Origin of the sequence: Allobosea sp. CS1GBMeth4 (assembly GCF_900185715.1) — a bacterium.
Lineage (GTDB): Bacteria > Pseudomonadota > Alphaproteobacteria > Rhizobiales > Beijerinckiaceae > Allobosea.
Window position 1 is genome coordinate 499,235 of record NZ_FYAS01000025.1, and the last position, 16,734, is coordinate 515,968.

15 protein-coding genes are annotated in these 16,734 nt (G+C 69.3%); 10 read left to right on the forward strand and 5 right to left on the reverse strand.

Annotated elements, in window-relative coordinates; translation table 11 throughout:
• Positions 1-59: 59 nt before the first annotated feature.
• The gene (gene rpsU / locus CS1GBM4_RS16220) at positions 60-320 is read left to right on the forward strand and encodes a 30S ribosomal protein S21 (protein ID WP_186419749.1); all 261 of its coding nucleotides are present in this window, start codon (positions 60-62) and stop codon (positions 318-320) included.
• Between the two features lie 23 nt (positions 321-343).
• On the forward strand, positions 344-598 hold the full coding sequence (locus CS1GBM4_RS16225) for a hypothetical protein (protein WP_186419750.1): 255 nt from the start codon (positions 344-346) through the stop codon (positions 596-598).
• 24 nt (positions 599-622) lie between these two features.
• Here the strand turns inward: CS1GBM4_RS16225 and CS1GBM4_RS16230 are convergent, their stop codons facing one another.
• Positions 623-1,531: a DMT family transporter gene (locus tag CS1GBM4_RS16230; RefSeq protein WP_348522329.1), complete on the reverse strand. Its 909-nt coding sequence runs from the start codon at positions 1,529-1,531 to the stop codon at positions 623-625.
• A 217-nt stretch (positions 1,532-1,748) separates the two neighbouring features.
• Between CS1GBM4_RS16230 and CS1GBM4_RS16235 the strand changes: the two genes are divergently transcribed.
• The gene (locus CS1GBM4_RS16235) at positions 1,749-2,630 is read left to right on the forward strand and encodes a type 1 glutamine amidotransferase (protein WP_348522330.1); all 882 of its coding nucleotides are present in this window, start codon (positions 1,749-1,751) and stop codon (positions 2,628-2,630) included.
• A 124-nt stretch (positions 2,631-2,754) separates the two neighbouring features.
• Here CS1GBM4_RS16235 and CS1GBM4_RS16240 read toward each other — a convergent pair whose 3' ends face one another.
• Positions 2,755-3,357, reverse strand: coding sequence for an NAD(P)H-dependent oxidoreductase (locus tag CS1GBM4_RS16240; RefSeq protein ID WP_186419752.1), 603 nt, complete (start codon positions 3,355-3,357; stop codon positions 2,755-2,757).
• Positions 3,358-3,435: 78 nt separating this feature from the next.
• Here CS1GBM4_RS16240 and CS1GBM4_RS16245 point away from each other — a divergent pair, with 78 nt between their 5' ends.
• The 5 genes from CS1GBM4_RS16245 (at position 3,436) to CS1GBM4_RS16265 (ending at position 9,874) form a co-directional block, all read left to right on the forward strand.
• The gene (locus tag CS1GBM4_RS16245) at positions 3,436-4,044 is read left to right on the forward strand and encodes a TetR/AcrR family transcriptional regulator (RefSeq protein WP_186419753.1); all 609 of its coding nucleotides are present in this window, start codon (positions 3,436-3,438) and stop codon (positions 4,042-4,044) included.
• A gap of 78 nt (positions 4,045-4,122) precedes the next feature.
• Positions 4,123-5,745 carry an ABC-F family ATP-binding cassette domain-containing protein gene (locus CS1GBM4_RS16250; RefSeq protein ID WP_186419754.1) on the forward strand — a complete coding sequence of 541 codons (1,623 nt, stop codon included), beginning with the start codon at positions 4,123-4,125 and terminating at the stop codon, positions 5,743-5,745.
• A 355-nt stretch (positions 5,746-6,100) separates the two neighbouring features.
• The gene (locus tag CS1GBM4_RS16255; protein ID WP_186419755.1) at positions 6,101-7,012 is read left to right on the forward strand and encodes a hypothetical protein; all 912 of its coding nucleotides are present in this window, start codon (positions 6,101-6,103) and stop codon (positions 7,010-7,012) included.
• Between the two features lie 291 nt (positions 7,013-7,303).
• Positions 7,304-8,986, forward strand: a complete 1,683-nt coding sequence (locus tag CS1GBM4_RS16260; RefSeq protein WP_186419756.1) for a mucoidy inhibitor MuiA family protein — start codon at positions 7,304-7,306, stop codon at positions 8,984-8,986.
• Positions 8,987-9,130: 144 nt separating this feature from the next.
• Positions 9,131-9,874, forward strand: a complete 744-nt coding sequence (locus CS1GBM4_RS16265; RefSeq protein ID WP_186419757.1) for a peptidoglycan-binding domain-containing protein — start codon at positions 9,131-9,133, stop codon at positions 9,872-9,874.
• Positions 9,875-10,063: 189 nt separating this feature from the next.
• Here the strand turns inward: CS1GBM4_RS16265 and CS1GBM4_RS16270 are convergent, their stop codons facing one another.
• Together CS1GBM4_RS16270 and CS1GBM4_RS16275 are read right to left on the reverse strand one after the other, a co-directional pair.
• A complete protein-coding gene (locus tag CS1GBM4_RS16270; protein ID WP_186419758.1) occupies positions 10,064-11,275 on the reverse strand; it encodes a M20 aminoacylase family protein in 1,212 nt (403 codons plus the stop codon).
• A gap of 177 nt (positions 11,276-11,452) precedes the next feature.
• Positions 11,453-12,031: a dual specificity protein phosphatase family protein gene (locus tag CS1GBM4_RS16275; RefSeq protein WP_186419759.1), complete on the reverse strand. Its 579-nt coding sequence runs from the start codon at positions 12,029-12,031 to the stop codon at positions 11,453-11,455.
• Positions 12,032-12,354: 323 nt separating this feature from the next.
• Here CS1GBM4_RS16275 and CS1GBM4_RS16280 point away from each other — a divergent pair, with 323 nt between their 5' ends.
• Positions 12,355-13,647 carry an adenylosuccinate synthase gene (locus CS1GBM4_RS16280; RefSeq protein WP_186419760.1) on the forward strand — a complete coding sequence of 431 codons (1,293 nt, stop codon included), beginning with the start codon at positions 12,355-12,357 and terminating at the stop codon, positions 13,645-13,647.
• Between the two features lie 31 nt (positions 13,648-13,678).
• Positions 13,679-14,899, forward strand: coding sequence for a histidine kinase (locus CS1GBM4_RS16285; RefSeq protein WP_186419761.1), 1,221 nt, complete (start codon positions 13,679-13,681; stop codon positions 14,897-14,899).
• Positions 14,900-15,025: 126 nt separating this feature from the next.
• Here the strand turns inward: CS1GBM4_RS16285 and CS1GBM4_RS16290 are convergent, their stop codons facing one another.
• Positions 15,026-16,648 carry a peptide chain release factor 3 gene (locus CS1GBM4_RS16290; protein ID WP_186419762.1) on the reverse strand — a complete coding sequence of 541 codons (1,623 nt, stop codon included), beginning with the start codon at positions 16,646-16,648 and terminating at the stop codon, positions 15,026-15,028.
• Between the last annotated feature and the right edge of the window lie 86 nt (positions 16,649-16,734).

Below are 16,734 nucleotides of genomic sequence, written 5' to 3' on the forward strand. Positions count from 1 at the left end.
GGATCAGCCCGGCCCTTTTTTGTTTCGAAGCGACGTTTCCGAGAGAGAAGGAAGACCGGATGCAGGTTCTCGTCCGCGACAACAATGTCGATCAGGCGCTGCGCGTCCTGAAGAAGAAGATGCAGCGCGAAGGCGTGTTTCGCGAGATGAAGCGGCGCTCGGCCTATGAGAAGCCGTCGGAGAAGCGTGTCCGCGAGAAGGCGGACGCCATCCGGCGCGCCCGCAAGCTCGCCCGCAAGCAGGCGCAGCGCGAGGGCCTGATCGCCGCTCCCAAGCCGAAGCCGCGTCCGGTGCGGCCGCCGCGCCCGACGGCCGCCTGATCCCGACCAGAGGAGCTGCCGCCATGGCAACCAAGGGACTCACCGCCGAGCAGGCCAAGCTTCGCGCGGAGCGGAACTTCGCCAAGGTCGAGCAGCGCAGGCAGGAAGCGGAGAGCGCGCTCGAAGCCGTGCGCGCCGAGCAGCAGGCCGTCGCGGAGAAGACCGCGAGGCTGCGCGCTCTCCGGCTCGCCAAGGAGGCGGCGGACGCCGAGGCCGCCGCCGAAGCCGCGAAGACCATGCCGGCGAAAAAGACGAAGGCGCGACGCGCCAAGGCTTGACGGGGACCGTCGCCGCCGGCCGCCTCAGCGCAGCTTGCGCTCGGCGATCCAGATGCCGCCGAGCACCAGCGCCAGCGCCAGCCCGTGATAGAGCGCGAGCCGCTCGCCGAGGATCAGCACCGCGAGCAGCGGCGCGAACACCGGCACCAGATTGACGAACACCCCCGCCCGGCCCGGCCCGATCAGCTCGATCGCCCGCATGAAGAAGAGCTGCGACAGGATCGAGGGCCCGATCACGACGTAGAACAGGATCAGCCAGCCCTTCAATGTCGGCCACTGGGCCTTGCCCGTGGCGATCTCGACCCCGAGCAGCGGTAGCGAGACCAAGCAGGCGACGATCGCCATCGCGGTGAAGAAGATCAGCCCGGGCATCGGCGGGCGCGAGCGGATGCCGACCGTGTAGCCGGCATAGAACACGCAGGCGATCATCATCCACAGGTCCCCCGGCAGGAAGGCGAGCTGCGTCAGGACATGCCAGTCTCCCCGGCTCGCGGTGACGAGCACGCCGAGCATGGTGACCGCGACGCCGAGCGCCTGCAGCCCGCCGATCGGCGTGCGGAAGACGAGGAAGGCGCCGAGCAGCACGAGGACCGGGATGGCGCCCTGCAGGATGCCGATATTGATCGCGGTGGTCGAATAGGCGGCGATGTACATCAGCGTGTTGAAGGCGGTGAAGCCGAAGGTGCCGAGCAGCGTCACCTTGAGCCAGTTCGCCTTCAGCGCCGGCCAGTGCTCGCGCAGGCCCCGGCGGAACAGATAGGGCATGATGGCGCAGACGAAGACCCAGCGCAGCGAGGTCAGCGTCATCGGCGCGATCTCGCCGACGGCGAGCCGGCTGGCGACGGCGTTGCCGGCCCACATCAGCGTGGTCAGGGTCAGCAGGAGATAGGCATTGGCCCAGGCTCGCTGCGGAAGGGAAGCGGCAGGCTGCAAGCGCGTGATCCTCGTCTTGGCGGCATGGCCCGGCCGTCGCGGACGCATCTCTCGCCCCGTTCCGCGCAGCGCTGCAGGCCGCGTCTCGACGGATGAGGGCTGGGAGACGGGACGCGACAGCCTGTCGAAGGCCTGCATAGCCTTGCATCGGCTGCTTGTCCTATGAGAGGAGGCGCAACGCAGCCCGTCGCCGGACGCAAACCTGCCGAGGATCGCCATGAACATGCTCAGCCGCAAGCCGCTGCGGGTCCTGGTCGTCGACGGCTACAAGCGCGAGCAGCGCGAGGAGTATGCCCGCGACTGGGGCGCCACCCCGTCGGAAGCCTATGCCGCGGAGCTGCGCCGCATCGAGCCGGCGCTGGTCACGGATATCTGCCTGCCCGCCGACGAGGGCGCCAACCTGCCCGACGGTGCCGGCCTCGCTTCCTATGACGGCATCGCCCTGACCGGCTCCTCGCTGCACATCCACAGCCCCGAGCCGGCGGTGACGCGGCAGATCGAATTGATGCGGGCGATCTACCGGAGCGGCACGCCCTGCTTCGGCTCCTGCTGGGGCATCCAGATCGGTGCCGTCGCCGCGGGAGGAACGGTGGCGCTCAATCCGAACGGCCTCGAGATCGGCTTCGCGCGCCGCATCAGCCTCACCGAGGCCGGCGCCCGCCATCCGCTGCTCGCCGGCCGGCCCGCCGCCTTCGACGCGCCGGCGATCCATTTCGACAGCATCGTCGCGCCGCCGGCCGACGCCACCATCCTGGCCGCGAATGCGATGAGCCCGGTCCAGGCCGCCGAGTTCCGCCAGGACGGCGGCACCTTCTGGGGGGTGCAGTACCACCCGGAATTCTCGCTGAGCCTCGTCGCGACGATCCTGCGGCGCCATGGCGGCGTCCTGATCGAACGCGGCTTCCGCAAGGACGAGGCCGACACCCGGGCCTGGCTCGCCGATCTCGACGCGCTCGACGCCGAGCCGTCCCGCAGCGACCTCGCCTGGGCCCACGGCCTCGACCAGGAGGTGCTGGATCCGGTGAAGCGCGTGACGGAGCTGCGCAACTTCATGGAGATGCGGGTGAAGCCGTTCGCGAGTGCGCGCGGGCGGGCGTGACACCGTCATGCTCGCCCTTGTCCCGAGCATCCACGTCTTGAACTCGGCATGCGATCAGCGAAGCAAAGACGTGGATGCTCGGGACAAGCCCGAGCATGACGGCAAAGGGCTGCTGACGGCAGGACTAGGCCGCTTCGGCGGCTCTGTTCGCCTGCGCGAACACCTTGCCGCCCAGCGCGCGCGCCGTGTCGAGATGCGCCGACATGTCCGGCACCGGCACCAGCAATTCGGAGGTCACCACCGGCGCGCCGCAATAGCCGAAGATGCCATGGTCGATCTGCGTCCTCATCGCGCCGTAATAGCCATGGCGGGCGAAGGTGCGCAGGTCGGCGCCGGCGAGCGCGACGAGATGCACCGGCAGATGCCGCAGCTTCTTGACCGTCTTCATGTCCTCCAGCTCGTCATAGGCCCAGCCATTGGCGAAGACCCGGTCGATCCAGCCCTTCAGCAGCGCCGGCATCGACCACCAGTAGATCGGATAGACCAGCACCAGCGCATCGGCGCGGTCGACCCGCGCCTGCTCGGCGGCGATCTCGGCGGGCTGCGCGATCTCGCGGCGGTGGACGGAGAGATCGTCCAGAGAGAAACGCGGATCGAAGCCCTCCCCGGCGAGATCGGCGATCTCGGCCGTATGGCCGGCGTTCGAGACGCCGTCCGCCAGCGCCTGCGCCACCGCATGGCTGAGCGAGTTCGGATCGGGATGGGCGACGACGACGAGAGCGTGCATGCGCTGTCTCCTGCGGTTGATTGCGACCAGGCCTCGATCGCTATATACTTTTAGTAAGCTACTTTTGGTACATAATACATGTCAAGCCCGGAAACCGACCAGCCGCGCCGCCAGCGCCTGACGCGCGAGCAGCGCCAGCGCCAGCTGATCGAGACCGCCTGGCGGATCGTCGGCGAGGAAGGCACCGAGGCGCTGACGCTCGGCCGCCTCGCCGAGCGGGCCGGCGTCGCCAAGCCGGTGGTCTACAGCCACTTCGCCACCCGTAGCGGCCTGCTGATCGCGCTCTATCGGGATTTCGACGCGCGCGAGTTCGCGATCATGGACGCCGCGCTCGAAGCCAGCGAGGCGAGCCTCGCCGGCAAGGCCGGAGCGATCGCCTCGTCCTATGTCGACTGCGTCCTGGCCCAGGGGCGCGAGATCCCCGGCGTCGTCGCGGCGCTGGCCGGCTCGCCCGAGCTCGCCGCGGTCAAGCGCGATTGCGACGCAATCTTCCTGGAGCGCTGCCGGGGCCTGCTCGCCCCCTTCGCCGAGGGCCGGACGATCCCGATCGCGGGCCTGCGTGCCATGCTCGGCGCCGCCGAGGCACTGTCGCATGCCGCGGCGACGCAGGAGATCGACGCCGGCGCGGCGAAGCGGGAGCTGTACGAGACGATCATCGCCATGGTCGCGCGCAGCGCGAAGGGCTGACCCGCGCTTCGGGCTTTCGCCTGTGCCGCCCACCCTGTAAGTGCGCGGCAACCTCAGTCTCGCAGCGTCCCGGACATCATGATTCGCCTCGAAAGCATCGGCAAGCAGAACGGCCAGCAGATCATCTTCATCGAGGCCTCGGCGGCGCTCCAGAAGGGCGAGAAGGTCGGCCTGGTCGGCCCCAACGGCGCCGGCAAGACCACGCTGTTCCGCCTGATCACCGGCGAGGAAACGCCCGACGAGGGCCAGGTCAGCGTCGATCGCGGCACCACCATCGGCTATTTCAGCCAGGATGTCGGCGACATGAAGGGCCGCAGCGCCGTCGCCGAGGTGATGGACGGCGCCGGCCCGGTCAGCGCCATCGCCGCCGAGCTGAAGGAGCTCGAGGCGGCGCTCGGCGACCCAGGCCGCGCCGACGAGATGGAAGAGCTCATCGCCCGCTATGGCGAGGTGCAGGGCCGCTTCGAGGAGCTCGACGGCTATGCGCTCGACGGGCGCGCCCGCGAGGTGCTCGCCGGCCTCGGCTTCAGCCAGGAGATGATGGACGGCGATGTCGGCGCCCTCTCCGGCGGCTGGAAGATGCGCGTCGCGCTCGCCCGCATCCTCCTGATGCGGCCGGACGCGATGCTGCTCGACGAGCCGAGCAACCATCTCGACATCGAGAGCCTGATCTGGCTGGAGCAGTTCCTCAAGGGCTATGACGGCGCCCTGCTGATGACCTCGCACGACCGCGCCTTCATGAACCGCATCGTCGGCAAGATCGTCGAGATCGATGCCGGCGCGCTGACCAGCTATTCCGGCGATTACGAGTTCTACCAGCAGCAGCGCGCCCTGGCCGAGAAGCAGCAGCAGGCGCAGTTCGAGCGCCAGCAGGCGATGCTCGCCAAGGAGGTCGCCTTCATCGAGCGCTTCAAGGCGCGCGCCTCGCATGCGGCGCAGGTGCAGAGCCGCGTCAAGAAGCTCGACAAGATCGAGCGCGTCGAGCCGCCGCGCCGGCGCCAGACCGTGCAGTTCGAGTTCCAGCCGGCACCGCGCTCGGGGGAGGACGTCGCGACGCTGAAGGGCGTGCATGTCCGCTATGGCGCGAAGACCATCTATGACGGCTTCGACTTCCAGGTGCGGCGCAAGGAGCGCTGGTGCGTGATGGGCGTCAACGGCGCCGGCAAGTCGACGCTGCTGCGGCTCGTCGCCGGCGCCGCGCAGCCCGATGCCGGCTCGGTCGCGATCGGCGCGAGCGTCAAGCTGGGCTATTTCGCCCAGCACGCCATGGAGCTGCTCGACGGCGACGCCACCGTGTTCGAGGCGCTGGAAGGCGCCTTCCCGCAGGCCGGGCAGGGCTCGCTGCGCACGCTCGCCGGCTGCTTCGGCTTCTCCGGCGACGATGTCGAGAAGCGCTGCCGCTTCCTTTCCGGCGGCGAGAAGGCGCGCCTCGTCATGGCGAGGATGCTCTACGATCCGCCGAACTTCCTCGTGCTCGACGAGCCGACCAACCATCTCGACATCGCCACCAAGGAGATGCTGATCGCGGCGCTGGCGCAATACGAGGGCACCATGCTCTTCGTCAGCCATGACCGCCATTTCCTGGCGGCGCTCTCCAACCGCGTGCTCGAGCTGACGCCGGAAGGCGTTCATCAATATGGCGGCGGCTACAGCGAATACGTCGCCAGCACCGGCCAGGAGGCGCCGGGGCTGAGGGGATGAGGGCGGCAGGCGCTCTCTGTGGACCGACAACGCCAGCGACCGGGGCCGCAGACACGCCCTAGCGGCAATTGCGCGGAATTCGACGGCTAAAGCATGCTGCGAAAAGTGGCAGCGGCTTTTCGCATCGAGCACGCTCTAAACTATTGGAATCGATCACGTTACCTGCCTTTGGACGATTCCGTCCAAAGGCAGCGTGTTCTAAACGATCCAACCGCGAATTGCGTCCGCCGTTCTTGTTGGCTTCGGCGCTTCGTGCAAGTCTATCCTTCGCTCTTCCGACGATGCGTTCTTTGCCTTTCGCAAGGACAGGCGACCCGACCGGGCAGCCTCGACTTGCCTGCGGGTGGGATGGCACATGGCCGGCGATCTCGATTTGCTCATCGGAACCTGGACGGTCCGGGTCAAGAGCTGGGTCTGGGAGTATGATTTCCGGCGCGATGGCGGCGTGACCTGGCGCGATCTCGGCAGCATGGAAAGCGGCGTCGGCAACTGGGCCGCCACCTCCAAGCTGGTCAACATGTGGTGGAAGGGCTCGACCACCCGCGAGAGCTGGCAGAGGCCGTTGACGACCCGAAGCGACCATACCTGGTACGAAGCGCCCTATTTCAGGGGAAAGTACCGGATCGAGAAGACCGGATTCATTCCGCCCTCGCCGACCCCGCCCTCCGTGCCGACCGATGCGAACCGCATCGACGCCGCCTGGGAGGCGAGCCGCGCCGCGCTGCGCTTCGCGCTGAACCGGCTGCGGCTGCTGCAGCGCCAGATCAAGTACTTCGAGGATTCGCATGGCAGCGAGGACGCCTTCAACGAGTTGCGCCGGAACTACCGGCGCGACATGGCGGTGATCTCGCGCAAGCTGCTGGTCCCGTCGAACCCGATGGACCCGGCCTTCCGCAGCGCGCTGGCGAGCGCCGTCAACCTGATCGAGCAGAACCTCGCCTTGCCGAAATCGCTCAATGCGGCCCGCGCCGGCGGCAAATGCGTCGACCCCAGGCCGGCCTATGCCTGGACCACGCCGGGACGAAAGCCGCCCGATACCGACCTCTGCACCTCCTGGTTCACCTCCAGCGCCGATCTCCAGCGCGACGTCGTCACCCATGAATACTTCCACACCGTCGGCCTCGGCGACATCGAGGTGGCCACGACCGCCCAGGCGCTCGGCAACGCCAACACGATGGCACAGGTCGTCGCCTATCTGCACGACCGGGCCCGGCAGAAGAACTCCGACGGCTTCGAGCCGATGATCCCGCCATTGCCGACGCCGTGAGGCGCTGCTTGCACCTGACGTAGCGAAAATCGCGCTGGCGCCGGCAAGGGCGAGCCATCGTCGCCGGGCGGTGACGGCGCCTGGAGCCCGTTCCGATCAGCCTGCACCGCAAGCCGATCGGTAAAACGGTCTCTAATCAAAAGTGAGAGACGGATTCACCGATCAGGTTGAACCAACCTGATCGGATCCGGCTCTCGCGGCGCTGTCCCGCGTTCCGGCTCAATTCCGCCCTCGCCGCGCCGAAATCCACCGGACAAATCGCGGCCGCTTGATCTGTCGGGGGACAGCATGATGAAGACCGGACTGGCGGCAGCCTTGATGTTCGCGCCTGGATTGGCCGGCGCCGCCGAAATCGAATTCGCCTCGAAGATCGACCGTGTCACCGTCTACCCCGACGGCGCGGTGGTGACCCGCCTCGGCAGGGCCTCGCTGCTGGAAGGCGTCTCGCAGATCGTGCTGCGCGGCCTGCCCGCGAGCATCGATCCGGCCTCGATCCGGGTCGAGGCGCAGGGCGACGGCGCCTTCTCGATCGGCGCGGTCGATGTCCGCCAGGTCCCGGGCGAGGCCCGGCCCGCCCTCGACCAGGTGCTCGAGAGCAAGATCCGGGCGCTGCAGGGCGAGAAGGCGAAGCTGTCCGGCGAGGTCAGCGCGACCGAGGCCAAGCGCGCCACGATCGAGAATTTCGGCAGGATCGGCCCCGACAAGCTCGGGCCCGACGGCAAGGCCCTGCCGGTCGCCGACTGGCCGGCGGTGTTCGACGCGATCGGCACCGCGCTGGTCAAGGTCCAGGGCGAACTGCTTTCGCTGCGCAACCGCATCGCCGATCTCGACGCCGAGATCGCCGCGCTGGAGAAGGCGAGGCCGGTGGCGCCGCGCGCCAGCCAGCCGAAGCGCGATGTCGCCATCGCCGTCGAGGCCAAGGCGCCGGTCGCGGCCGACATCGCCGTCAGCTACCGTGTTTCCGGCGCGAGCTGGCTGCCGGTCTACGAGGCCCGGCTGAGCACCGGCAGCGCCACTGGCGGCGCCGAGATCGCCTTCACCCGCCGCGCCGAACTGCGCCAGCGCACCGGCGAGGATTGGAGCGAGGTCGCCGTCGAGCTCTCGACCACCCGCTCGGCGCAAGGCACGCGCGCGCCGGAGCTGAGCCCGCTGCGCATCGCCTTCTACGAGCCGCCAGCGCTCTATGAGGAGCGGGCGCGCGCCGCCGCTGCGAAACAGGAGGCCGAGCGCGCCGCCAGGGCACCTGCCCTCGCGATCGCCCCCGCGCCCGCCGCGCCGGAGCCGGTCGCCGGCACGCCGAAACAGGCCGAGGTGCAGACCGCGAGCCTCAGCGCCGGCGCCTATCAGGCGAGCTTCAAGGTGCCGGGGCGTGTCTCCATCCCGCAGGACGGCTCCAGCAAGGCGGTGATCCTGACGGAAGGCAAGGTCAAGCCCGAGCTCTCGGCCCGCGCCACGCCAGAGCTCGAGGAGAAGGCCTATCTCGAGGCGAGCTTCCTGCACGAGGACGAGGCGCCGCTGCTCGCCGGCGAGGTCTATCTCCACCGCGACGGGGCCTATATCGGCAAGGGCCGCCTCGGCCAGGTCGCGCCGGGCGACAAGGTCGAGCTCGGCTTCGGCGCCGACGACCGCCTCAAGGTATCGCGCGCTCCCGTCCGCCGGCGCGAGAACGATTCCGGCTGGCTCGGTTCCACCCGTACCGACCAGCGCGAGTTCCGCACGGTGGTGAAGAGCCTGCACGCCCAGCCGGTCAGGCTGACGGTCATCGAGCGCGTGCCGTTCTCGGAGAACAGCGCCATCACGGTCGAGCTGCTGCAGCAGACCACGCCGCCGACCGAGAAGCAGGTCGGCGACAAGCGCGGCGTCTCGGCCTGGAGCTTCGAGCTCGCCCCCGGCGCGCAGAAGGAGATCCGCCTCGCCTACCGGATCAAGTATCCCGGCGACCGCGAGGTCGTGTTCGACCAGCCGCGGCGCTGACACCGCCGGCCGTCGACTCGAGCTGACGCAGAGATCCGGCGGGTCAGGCAAGCTCAACGCCGGTCACATCTTTGGATTTGACAGTATCCGCGCAGCTGCCAAGCTGCGACCGCCCAGGCGTTCCGGGCGGCGCGGGAGGCGGCGATGATCCTGCAAAAGGGGTCCACCGGACCCTTGGTCTTCACCATCCAGGAGCAGCTCAATCTGCGGCTTCCGGCGAATGCCAGCCGCAAGGCCCTGCCGGAGAACGGCAAGTTCGACGCGGCGACCGCGGCCCGCGTCAAGGAGTTCCAGGGCATGATGAACCTGACGCCGACGGGCATCGTCGACGACGTCACCTCGGCCGTCATCACCCGCTCCTCCTTCGAGTACGAGAACGTCCCGCGCCCGATCGTGATCCTGCAGAACACCAGCCGCTATCATTGCTGGGCATCGGCCCTCTCCTCCTGGACGCAGGCCGTGCCGAAGGTGAAGACGATTAGCGTCTGGCAGGCGCTCGAGGACTACAAGAAGGTGCCCGGCGCGCTCGACGAGGACAATGAAGGCATGACGACGCGGGGCTGGAGCGCCGTGGTCAAGCGCTGGGGCCTGCAGTACAAGGCCTATGGCGGCAGCAAAGGCGCCGATATCGACGACCTGACCATCGACAAGATCTGGCGCCAGGCGAAGGCGCGCGGCCCGTTTCTGATCGCCTACAACCTGCCCGACACCGATGGCGAGGTCGCCCACACTATCGTCGCTTATGGCGTCTATATCGGCTTCAGCGAGGACAACGAGAATTTCCGCGGCTACCGCGTCTGGTGCATGAACCCCTGGCGCATCGGCCGGCAGATGATGCCGCTCGCCGATATCCGCACCGGCGGCGCCGCGCTGGTGATGTGGAAATAGGCGGGTCCGCCGGCTGGCGCCCTCAGCCTGCCATCGCGCAGCGTCACCCGGCTGTGCTCGCCAGAGACGCCGAAGGCCTCGAGCTCGGCCCGCATGGGCCGATCGCGCCTGCGGCGCAACCGTCGCAAATGCCGCACCGCCGCGCAGGGCGGCGGCCAGGCTTGAACGAGCCCGGCCGCCGCTCGCGCCCTACTCCGCCGCGATCGCCTGCCAGCCCTGGCCGAGCTCCTGCTCGACCAGGCCGACCCAGTAGCGCACGCCCGCCGGGATGATCGCGTCGTTGAAGTCGTAGAGCGGGGTATGCAGCCCGGCGAAGGAGCCGTCCGCCGCGACGCCGTTGCCGATGCGCATGAAGGCGCCGGGGCAGACCAGCATCATCTCGGCGAAATCCTCGCCGCCGGTGCCGCGCCGCATCTCGCCGTCGACATGCTCGGGCCCGACCGCCGTCGAGGCCGCCGCGATCGCGACCCGCACCTGCTCGGCCGCGTTCACCAGCGGGCTGGTGCCGCGATGATAGTGGGGCTCCGCCTCGCAGCCCCAGGCCTGCGCCGTCGCCGCCGCGAGCTCGGCGATGCGCCGCTCCACCAGATCGCGCACCTCCTGCGAATAGGTCCGCGCCGTGCCGCCGATGACGAGCTCGGAGGGGATGACGTTCGAGGCGTGCTCGTCGCCGCCATGGATGAAGCCGACGCTGATCACCGCCGTGTCGAGCGGCGCGACATTGCGGCCGACGATGCCCTGCAGCCCGAGCACGAAATGCGCCTGCGCATAGGTGATGTCGGTCGAGCGGTGCGGCTGCGAGCCGCCATGGCCGCCGACGCCGCGGAAGGTCACCCGCCAGGAATCCGCCGCGGCGAGGAACGGGCCGACCGCCGTGCCGAAATGCGATGCGGGCACGCCGGGCGTATTGTGCAGCCCGTAGATGGCGTCGCAGGGGAAGCGCTCGAACAGCCCGTCCGCGAGCATGGCGTTGGCGCCGCCGCGGCCCTCCTCGGCCGGCTGGAAGATCAGGTTGACGGTGCCGCCGAAATCCCGGTTCTCGGCGAGATAGCGGGCGGCGGCGAGCAGCATGGTGGTGTGGCCGTCATGGCCGCAGGCGTGCATCCGGCCGGGGAATTTCGAGGCGTGCGGCAGCCCCGTCAGCTCCTCCAGCGCGAGGCAGTCCATGTCGGCGCGCAGGCCGATGGCGCGCTGACCCGGCTGAGTGCCGCGAATGACACCGACGACGCCGGTCCGGCCGATGTTTTCGGTGACCTCGACGCCCCATTCGCGCAGCTTGTCGGCGACAAGCCTGGCGGTGCGGAATTCTTCGAGCCCGAGCTCGGGATGGGCGTGGATGTCGCGGCGGATCGCCGTGAACTCGGCATGGTGCGCGCCGAGCCAGTCGTCGAGCTTCGTCATGATCGCTGTTCCCCCAGCCTGCGGCGCTTCGCAAGCATGGCCCGTGCCATCGCGTTCGCCGCCCCCTCCTTCCCATACGGCCGATCGCCGCCAACTCATTCTGCGAACACGGCAAAACCGCCATGCTCCAGAGGTCTGGCGGCCGCCCGGGAGCGCGGGGAGGAACGGGGCGCGCGGTCAGCCGGCCATCGCGACCTCGGCGCCGCGGCCGAGATCGGCCATCCACTGGCGATAGCGCGGCTGGGCCGCGAGCTGATGGGCATAATGCCGGCACAGCGCCGCGCTGAGCCGGCCGCCGCGCTGCAGCTGCGCGTCGGCGTAGCCGATCATCACCGAATTCGGCCAGGCCTGCGGCCGGATCGCGCGCAGCCGCGCGAACAGCGCGTCCTCGCTCTCCTCGGGAAGAACCTGCGCCATCAGCGCGAGCATCGCCGCGGTCGAGCGCGAGATGCCCATATGGCAATGCACCAGCAGGTGGCCGCCCGAGCGCGTCAGCGCCGACTCGCGCAGGCTCCCGCCGAAGTCGAGGATCGCCGCCACATGCGCTTCCGTCGGATGCACGCGGCCCTCCTGCGGCGTGATGATGTCGTGGAAGCGCAGCGTCGTCCGCTCATGCGCTTCGTAGGCCGCGAAGGATTCGAGTTCGGGCAGCTCCGGATCGAGCAGCGACAGCACATGGCTGACCTTGCGCGCGCTCTGTGCCGGCAGCTCCTCGATCCCGCAGATGGTGAGCGTCGAAATCGCGATGGGATGCATCGAAGGTCCTGCCTCTGATCGGTGGCCTGCAAGTAGCGGCCATGCCCCGGCCCGGCAACACGCCGAGGCGCAGGACAGCCCCGCCCCGGAGCCGGCGGCGCGGCCCGGTGCAGATTATTCCCCGGCTTTGCGGCCGTCAGCCTTGACCTCGCCATGCTCTTGGACGAAGAGGGCTTGCAAGGACCTCACCCGAAACCCCGGCCTTGCGCCGGGGTTTTTGTTCGTGCGGGGCTTGCGCCAGCGCGCATTCCGCCTTCGGCCGGCCAGGCCGGGCGCCCGGAATTCGCGCTGATCCGACAGGTCAGCAAGAGGGAATCACCGCCATGGCGAACGTGGTCGTGGTCGGCGCCCAGTGGGGCGACGAGGGCAAGGGCAAGATCGTCGACTGGCTGTCGAGCCAGGCCGATGTGGTGGTCCGCTTCCAGGGCGGCCACAATGCCGGCCATACCCTCGTCGTCGACGGCACCGTCTACAAGCTCTCGCTGCTGCCCTCCGGCATCGTGCGCCCGGGCAAGCTCTCGGTGATCGGCAACGGCGTCGTCGTCGATCCCTGGCACCTCGTCGAGGAGATCGCCCGGCTGCGCGGCCAGGGCGTCGCGATCAGCCCCGAGAACCTGCGCATCGCCGACAATGCGACGCTGATCCTGCCGCTGCACCGCGAGCTCGACCATTTCCGCGAGACCTCCAATTCGGCGCTGAAGATCGGCACCACCAAGCGCGGCATCGGCCCGGCCTATGAGGACAAGGCGGGCCGGCGCGCCATCCGCGTCATCGACCTCAAGGACGAGGCCGTCCTCAAGGCCAAGATCGAGCGCCTGCTCGCGCACCACAACGCGCTGCGCCGCGGACTCGGCATCGAGGTGGTCGACGCCGACGAGCTGCTGAAGCAGCTCACCGGGATCGCGCCGCAGGTTCTGCCCTATGCCGACACGGTCTGGGCCCTGCTCGATGCGCAGCGCCGCGCCGGCAAGCGCATCCTGTTCGAGGGCGCCCAGGGCGCCCTGCTCGACGTCGACCACGGTACCTACCCGTTCGTGACCTCCTCGAACATCGTCGCCGGCCAGGCCGCGACCGGCTCCGGCCTCGGCCCCTCGGCCGTCGGCTATGTGCTCGGGATCGCCAAGGCCTACACCACGCGCGTCGGCGAGGGCCCGTTCCCGACCGAGCTCTTCGACGAGGTCGGCGAGCTGATCGGCCAGAAGGGCAAGGAGTTCGGCGTCGTCACCGGCCGCAAGCGCCGCTGCGGCTGGTTCGACGCCTGTCTGGTGCGCCAGACGGTCAAGACCTCCGGCATCGACGGCATCGCGCTGACCAAGCTCGACATCCTCGACGGTTTCGAGGAGATCAAGGTCTGCACCGGCTACAGGCTCGACGGACAGGTCATCGAGCATCTGCCGGCCGGCCAGAGCGACCAGGCGCGGGTCGAGCCGATCTACGAGGTGATCGAGGGCTGGGAAGGCTCGACCGCCGGCGCCCGCTCCTGGGCCGAGCTGCCCGCGCAGGCGATCAAATATGTGCGCCGCATCGAGGAGTTGATCGGAGCCTCCGTCTCGGTGCTTTCCACCAGCCCGGAGCGCGACGACACGATCCTGGTCCAGAACCCGTTCGAGGGTTGACGGGCCTCAGCAACGCGGACATGTGAGGCCAATGGCCGATTTCCACCCCATTCTGGCGCGTGCGATCGCCGGACTGACCGACAAGTCGCCGGAAGCGCGCCGTGCCGTCTACGACCGGGCGCGGGCGGCGCTGCTGGCGCAGCTGCGCAGCCTCGACCCGCCGCTTTCGGAGGCCGACATCACCCGCGAGCGCCTCTCGCTCGACGAGGCGGTCTCGCGCATCGAGGCCGAGATCGCCCTCGCCGAGGCGATCGAGCCGAGCTTGCCGCCCTTGCCCCTGGACGAGCCTGCGCCGGCCGCTCCACCCGCGCGTCCGCAGGCCGGGCCGAAGCCGCGCCAGGCCGCACCGCAGGAGGTGCCGCGCTTCGAGGAGCGGACGGCCTCCCAGGACGACGCGCAGCCCATCCGCCCGCGCGTCGCGCCGCCGCGCAAACGCAGCGTCGATCCCGGCCATGTCCGCACCGCGATCGTAGGCGGCGGTGTCGCCCTCACCGTGGCGGTGATCGCCGGAGCGGCCTATTACGTCAACAAGATCGCTCCGCAGGAGCAGCCGGTGCGGCCGCGGGTCGAGACGCAGGTGCCGCCGGCCCAGCAGGACCAGGCGGGCAAGATCAGCGAGCGCGCCGGGGGCGAGCCGGCCCCGACGCCGGGCCAGCAGCCGGGCCAGCGCCCGAACCAGCAGGCCGCCCAGCCGGGCGGTGACATCGCCGTCGCCCAGCGCGCCATCCTCTACATCGAGGTGCCGGACGCGCCGCAGCAGCCGCGCACCGTGCAGGGCCGCGTCCTCTGGCGGCTCGACAGCGACACCGCCGGTCCCGGCCGGCCGGTGGAGACGATCGTGCGCGCCACCGTCGAGATCGCGGACGCCGGGCTGTCGCTCGACTTCACCATCAGGCGCAACACCGATCCGGCCTTCCCGGCCTCGCACATCATCGGCATGCGCTTCACCACCACGGGCGAGGCCGCCAACGACGCGATCCGCGAGGTCGGCGTGCCGCAGTTCAAGCTGGAGGAAGGCGAACGCGGCGCGCCGCTCTCGGCGATCTCCTCGGCGCTGGGCGAGAACCTGTTCGTGGCGGCCCTCTCGAACGTCCCGGTCGAGGCCGAGCGCAATCTCGACCTGCTGCGCAACCGCAGCTGGATCGACCTGCCGGTGCGTTTCGCCTCCGGCCGGCGCGGCATCATCACCTTCGAGAAGGGCGGCGCCGGCAACCAGACCATCGGCGACGCGCTGAACCGCTGGCAGGGCTGAGGTCGCTCGTCACTCGCGGGCGGAGCGAAGCGCAGACCCGGGACTCTCCGGACGGGAAGGCGTTGTTGGAGCCTCCTACGGCAAGAGATGCTCGGGTCGCGCCCGAGCATGACGCAGCCGGCCGCCTCAGCCGCCCGAGACCTTCTGATAGTCCTTCACATCGGAGAAGCTGATATCCGGCGCGCGCTCGGCGTCGTATTTCAGGGTGAACTGCGACGAGGCCATGAAGACCGGGTCGCCGTCGAGATCGTCCGCCATCGAGGACGGCTTGGCCGCCGCGAATCTCTGCAGGGCCGCCTTGTCGTCGCTCGAGATCCAGCGCGCGATCGCGAACTGGCAGGGCTCGAAATCGACGGGGAGCGAATACTCCGCCTCCATGCGTTCCTTGAGCACGTCGAGCTGCAGCGCGCCGACGACGCCGACGATGGCGGGGGCGCCGTCATGCGGCAGGAAGAGCTGCACCACGCCCTCTTCCGCCATCTGCTGCAGCGCCTCGCGCAGCTTCTTCGCCTTCATCGCGTCCTTGAGCTTGACGCGGCGCAGGATTTCCGGGGCGAAGCTCGGCACCCCGCGGAAGACGATGTCCTCGCCCTCCGTGAGCGTGTCGCCGATGCGCAGCGTGCCGTGGTTCGGCAGGCCGACGATGTCGCCGGCATAGGCCTCCTCGGCGATCGAGCGGTCGCGGGCGAAGAAGAACTGCGGCGCGTTCAGCGGCAGGGGCTTGCCGGTGCGCACCAGCTTCGCCTTCATGCCGCGCGAGAGCTTGCCCGAGCAGACCCGCATGAAGGCGATGCGGTCGCGGTGGTTCGGGTCCATGTTCGCCTGGATCTTGAAGACGAAGCCGGTCATCTTCGGCTCGTCCGCCTCGATCGTCCGCTTGTCGGCCGGCTGCGCGCGCGGGCTCGGCGCCAGGCGGCCGAGCGCATCGATCAGGTCGCGCACGCCGTAGTCGCGCAGCGCAGCGCCGAAATAGACCGGCGTCAGATGGCCCTCGCGGAAGGCTTCGAGGTCGAAGGGCTTGCAGCCCTCGCGCGCCAGGAAGACCTCCTCGCGGAAGCTGTCGGCGCCGCCATGCGGCAGCAGCTCGTCGAAGACCGGATCGTCCTCGCCGGCGACCTTCTGGCCGGCATCGCTCTCGTCGCCCTTCTGGTTGCGGCGCAGCGTGTTGCTGGCGAGGTCGAGCGTCCCGACGAAATCGCGTCCGCGCCCCACCGGCCAGGTCATCGGCGCGACGTCGAGCGCCAGCGTCGTCTCGATCTCGTTGAGCAGGTCGAACGGGTCGCGCGTCTCGCGGTCGACCTTGTTGATGAAGGTGACGATCGGGATGTCGCGCAGGCGGCAGACCTCGAACAGCTTCTTGGTGCGCGCCTCGATGCCCTTGGCCGCGTCGATCACCATCACGGCGCTGTCGACCGCGGTCAGGGTCCGATACGTGTCCTCCGAGAAGTCCTCGTGGCCGGGCGTGTCGAGCAGGTTGAAGACGTGCCCGTCATATTCGAAGGTCATCACCGAGGTGACGACCGAGATGCCGCGCTGGCGCTCGATCTTCATCCAGTCCGACGAGGTCTGGCGCCGGCCCGCTTTGGCGCGCACCTCGCCGGCGAGCTGGATGGCGCCGCCGAAATAGAGCAGCTTCTCGGTCAGCGTGGTCTTGCCCGCGTCCGGATGCGAGATGATGGCGAAGGTGCGCCGGCGCGCATGGGGCGCCGCGGCCGCCGCCGGGCTGTCGAGGGTCGAAAGATCGGTCATGGCGTGGTCAAGACAGGATGCCGTCCCTCGTGTCAATCGGCCGGGGCGCCGGCGCGGCGTCCCGGACGCCGCGCCCATCGCCGCTC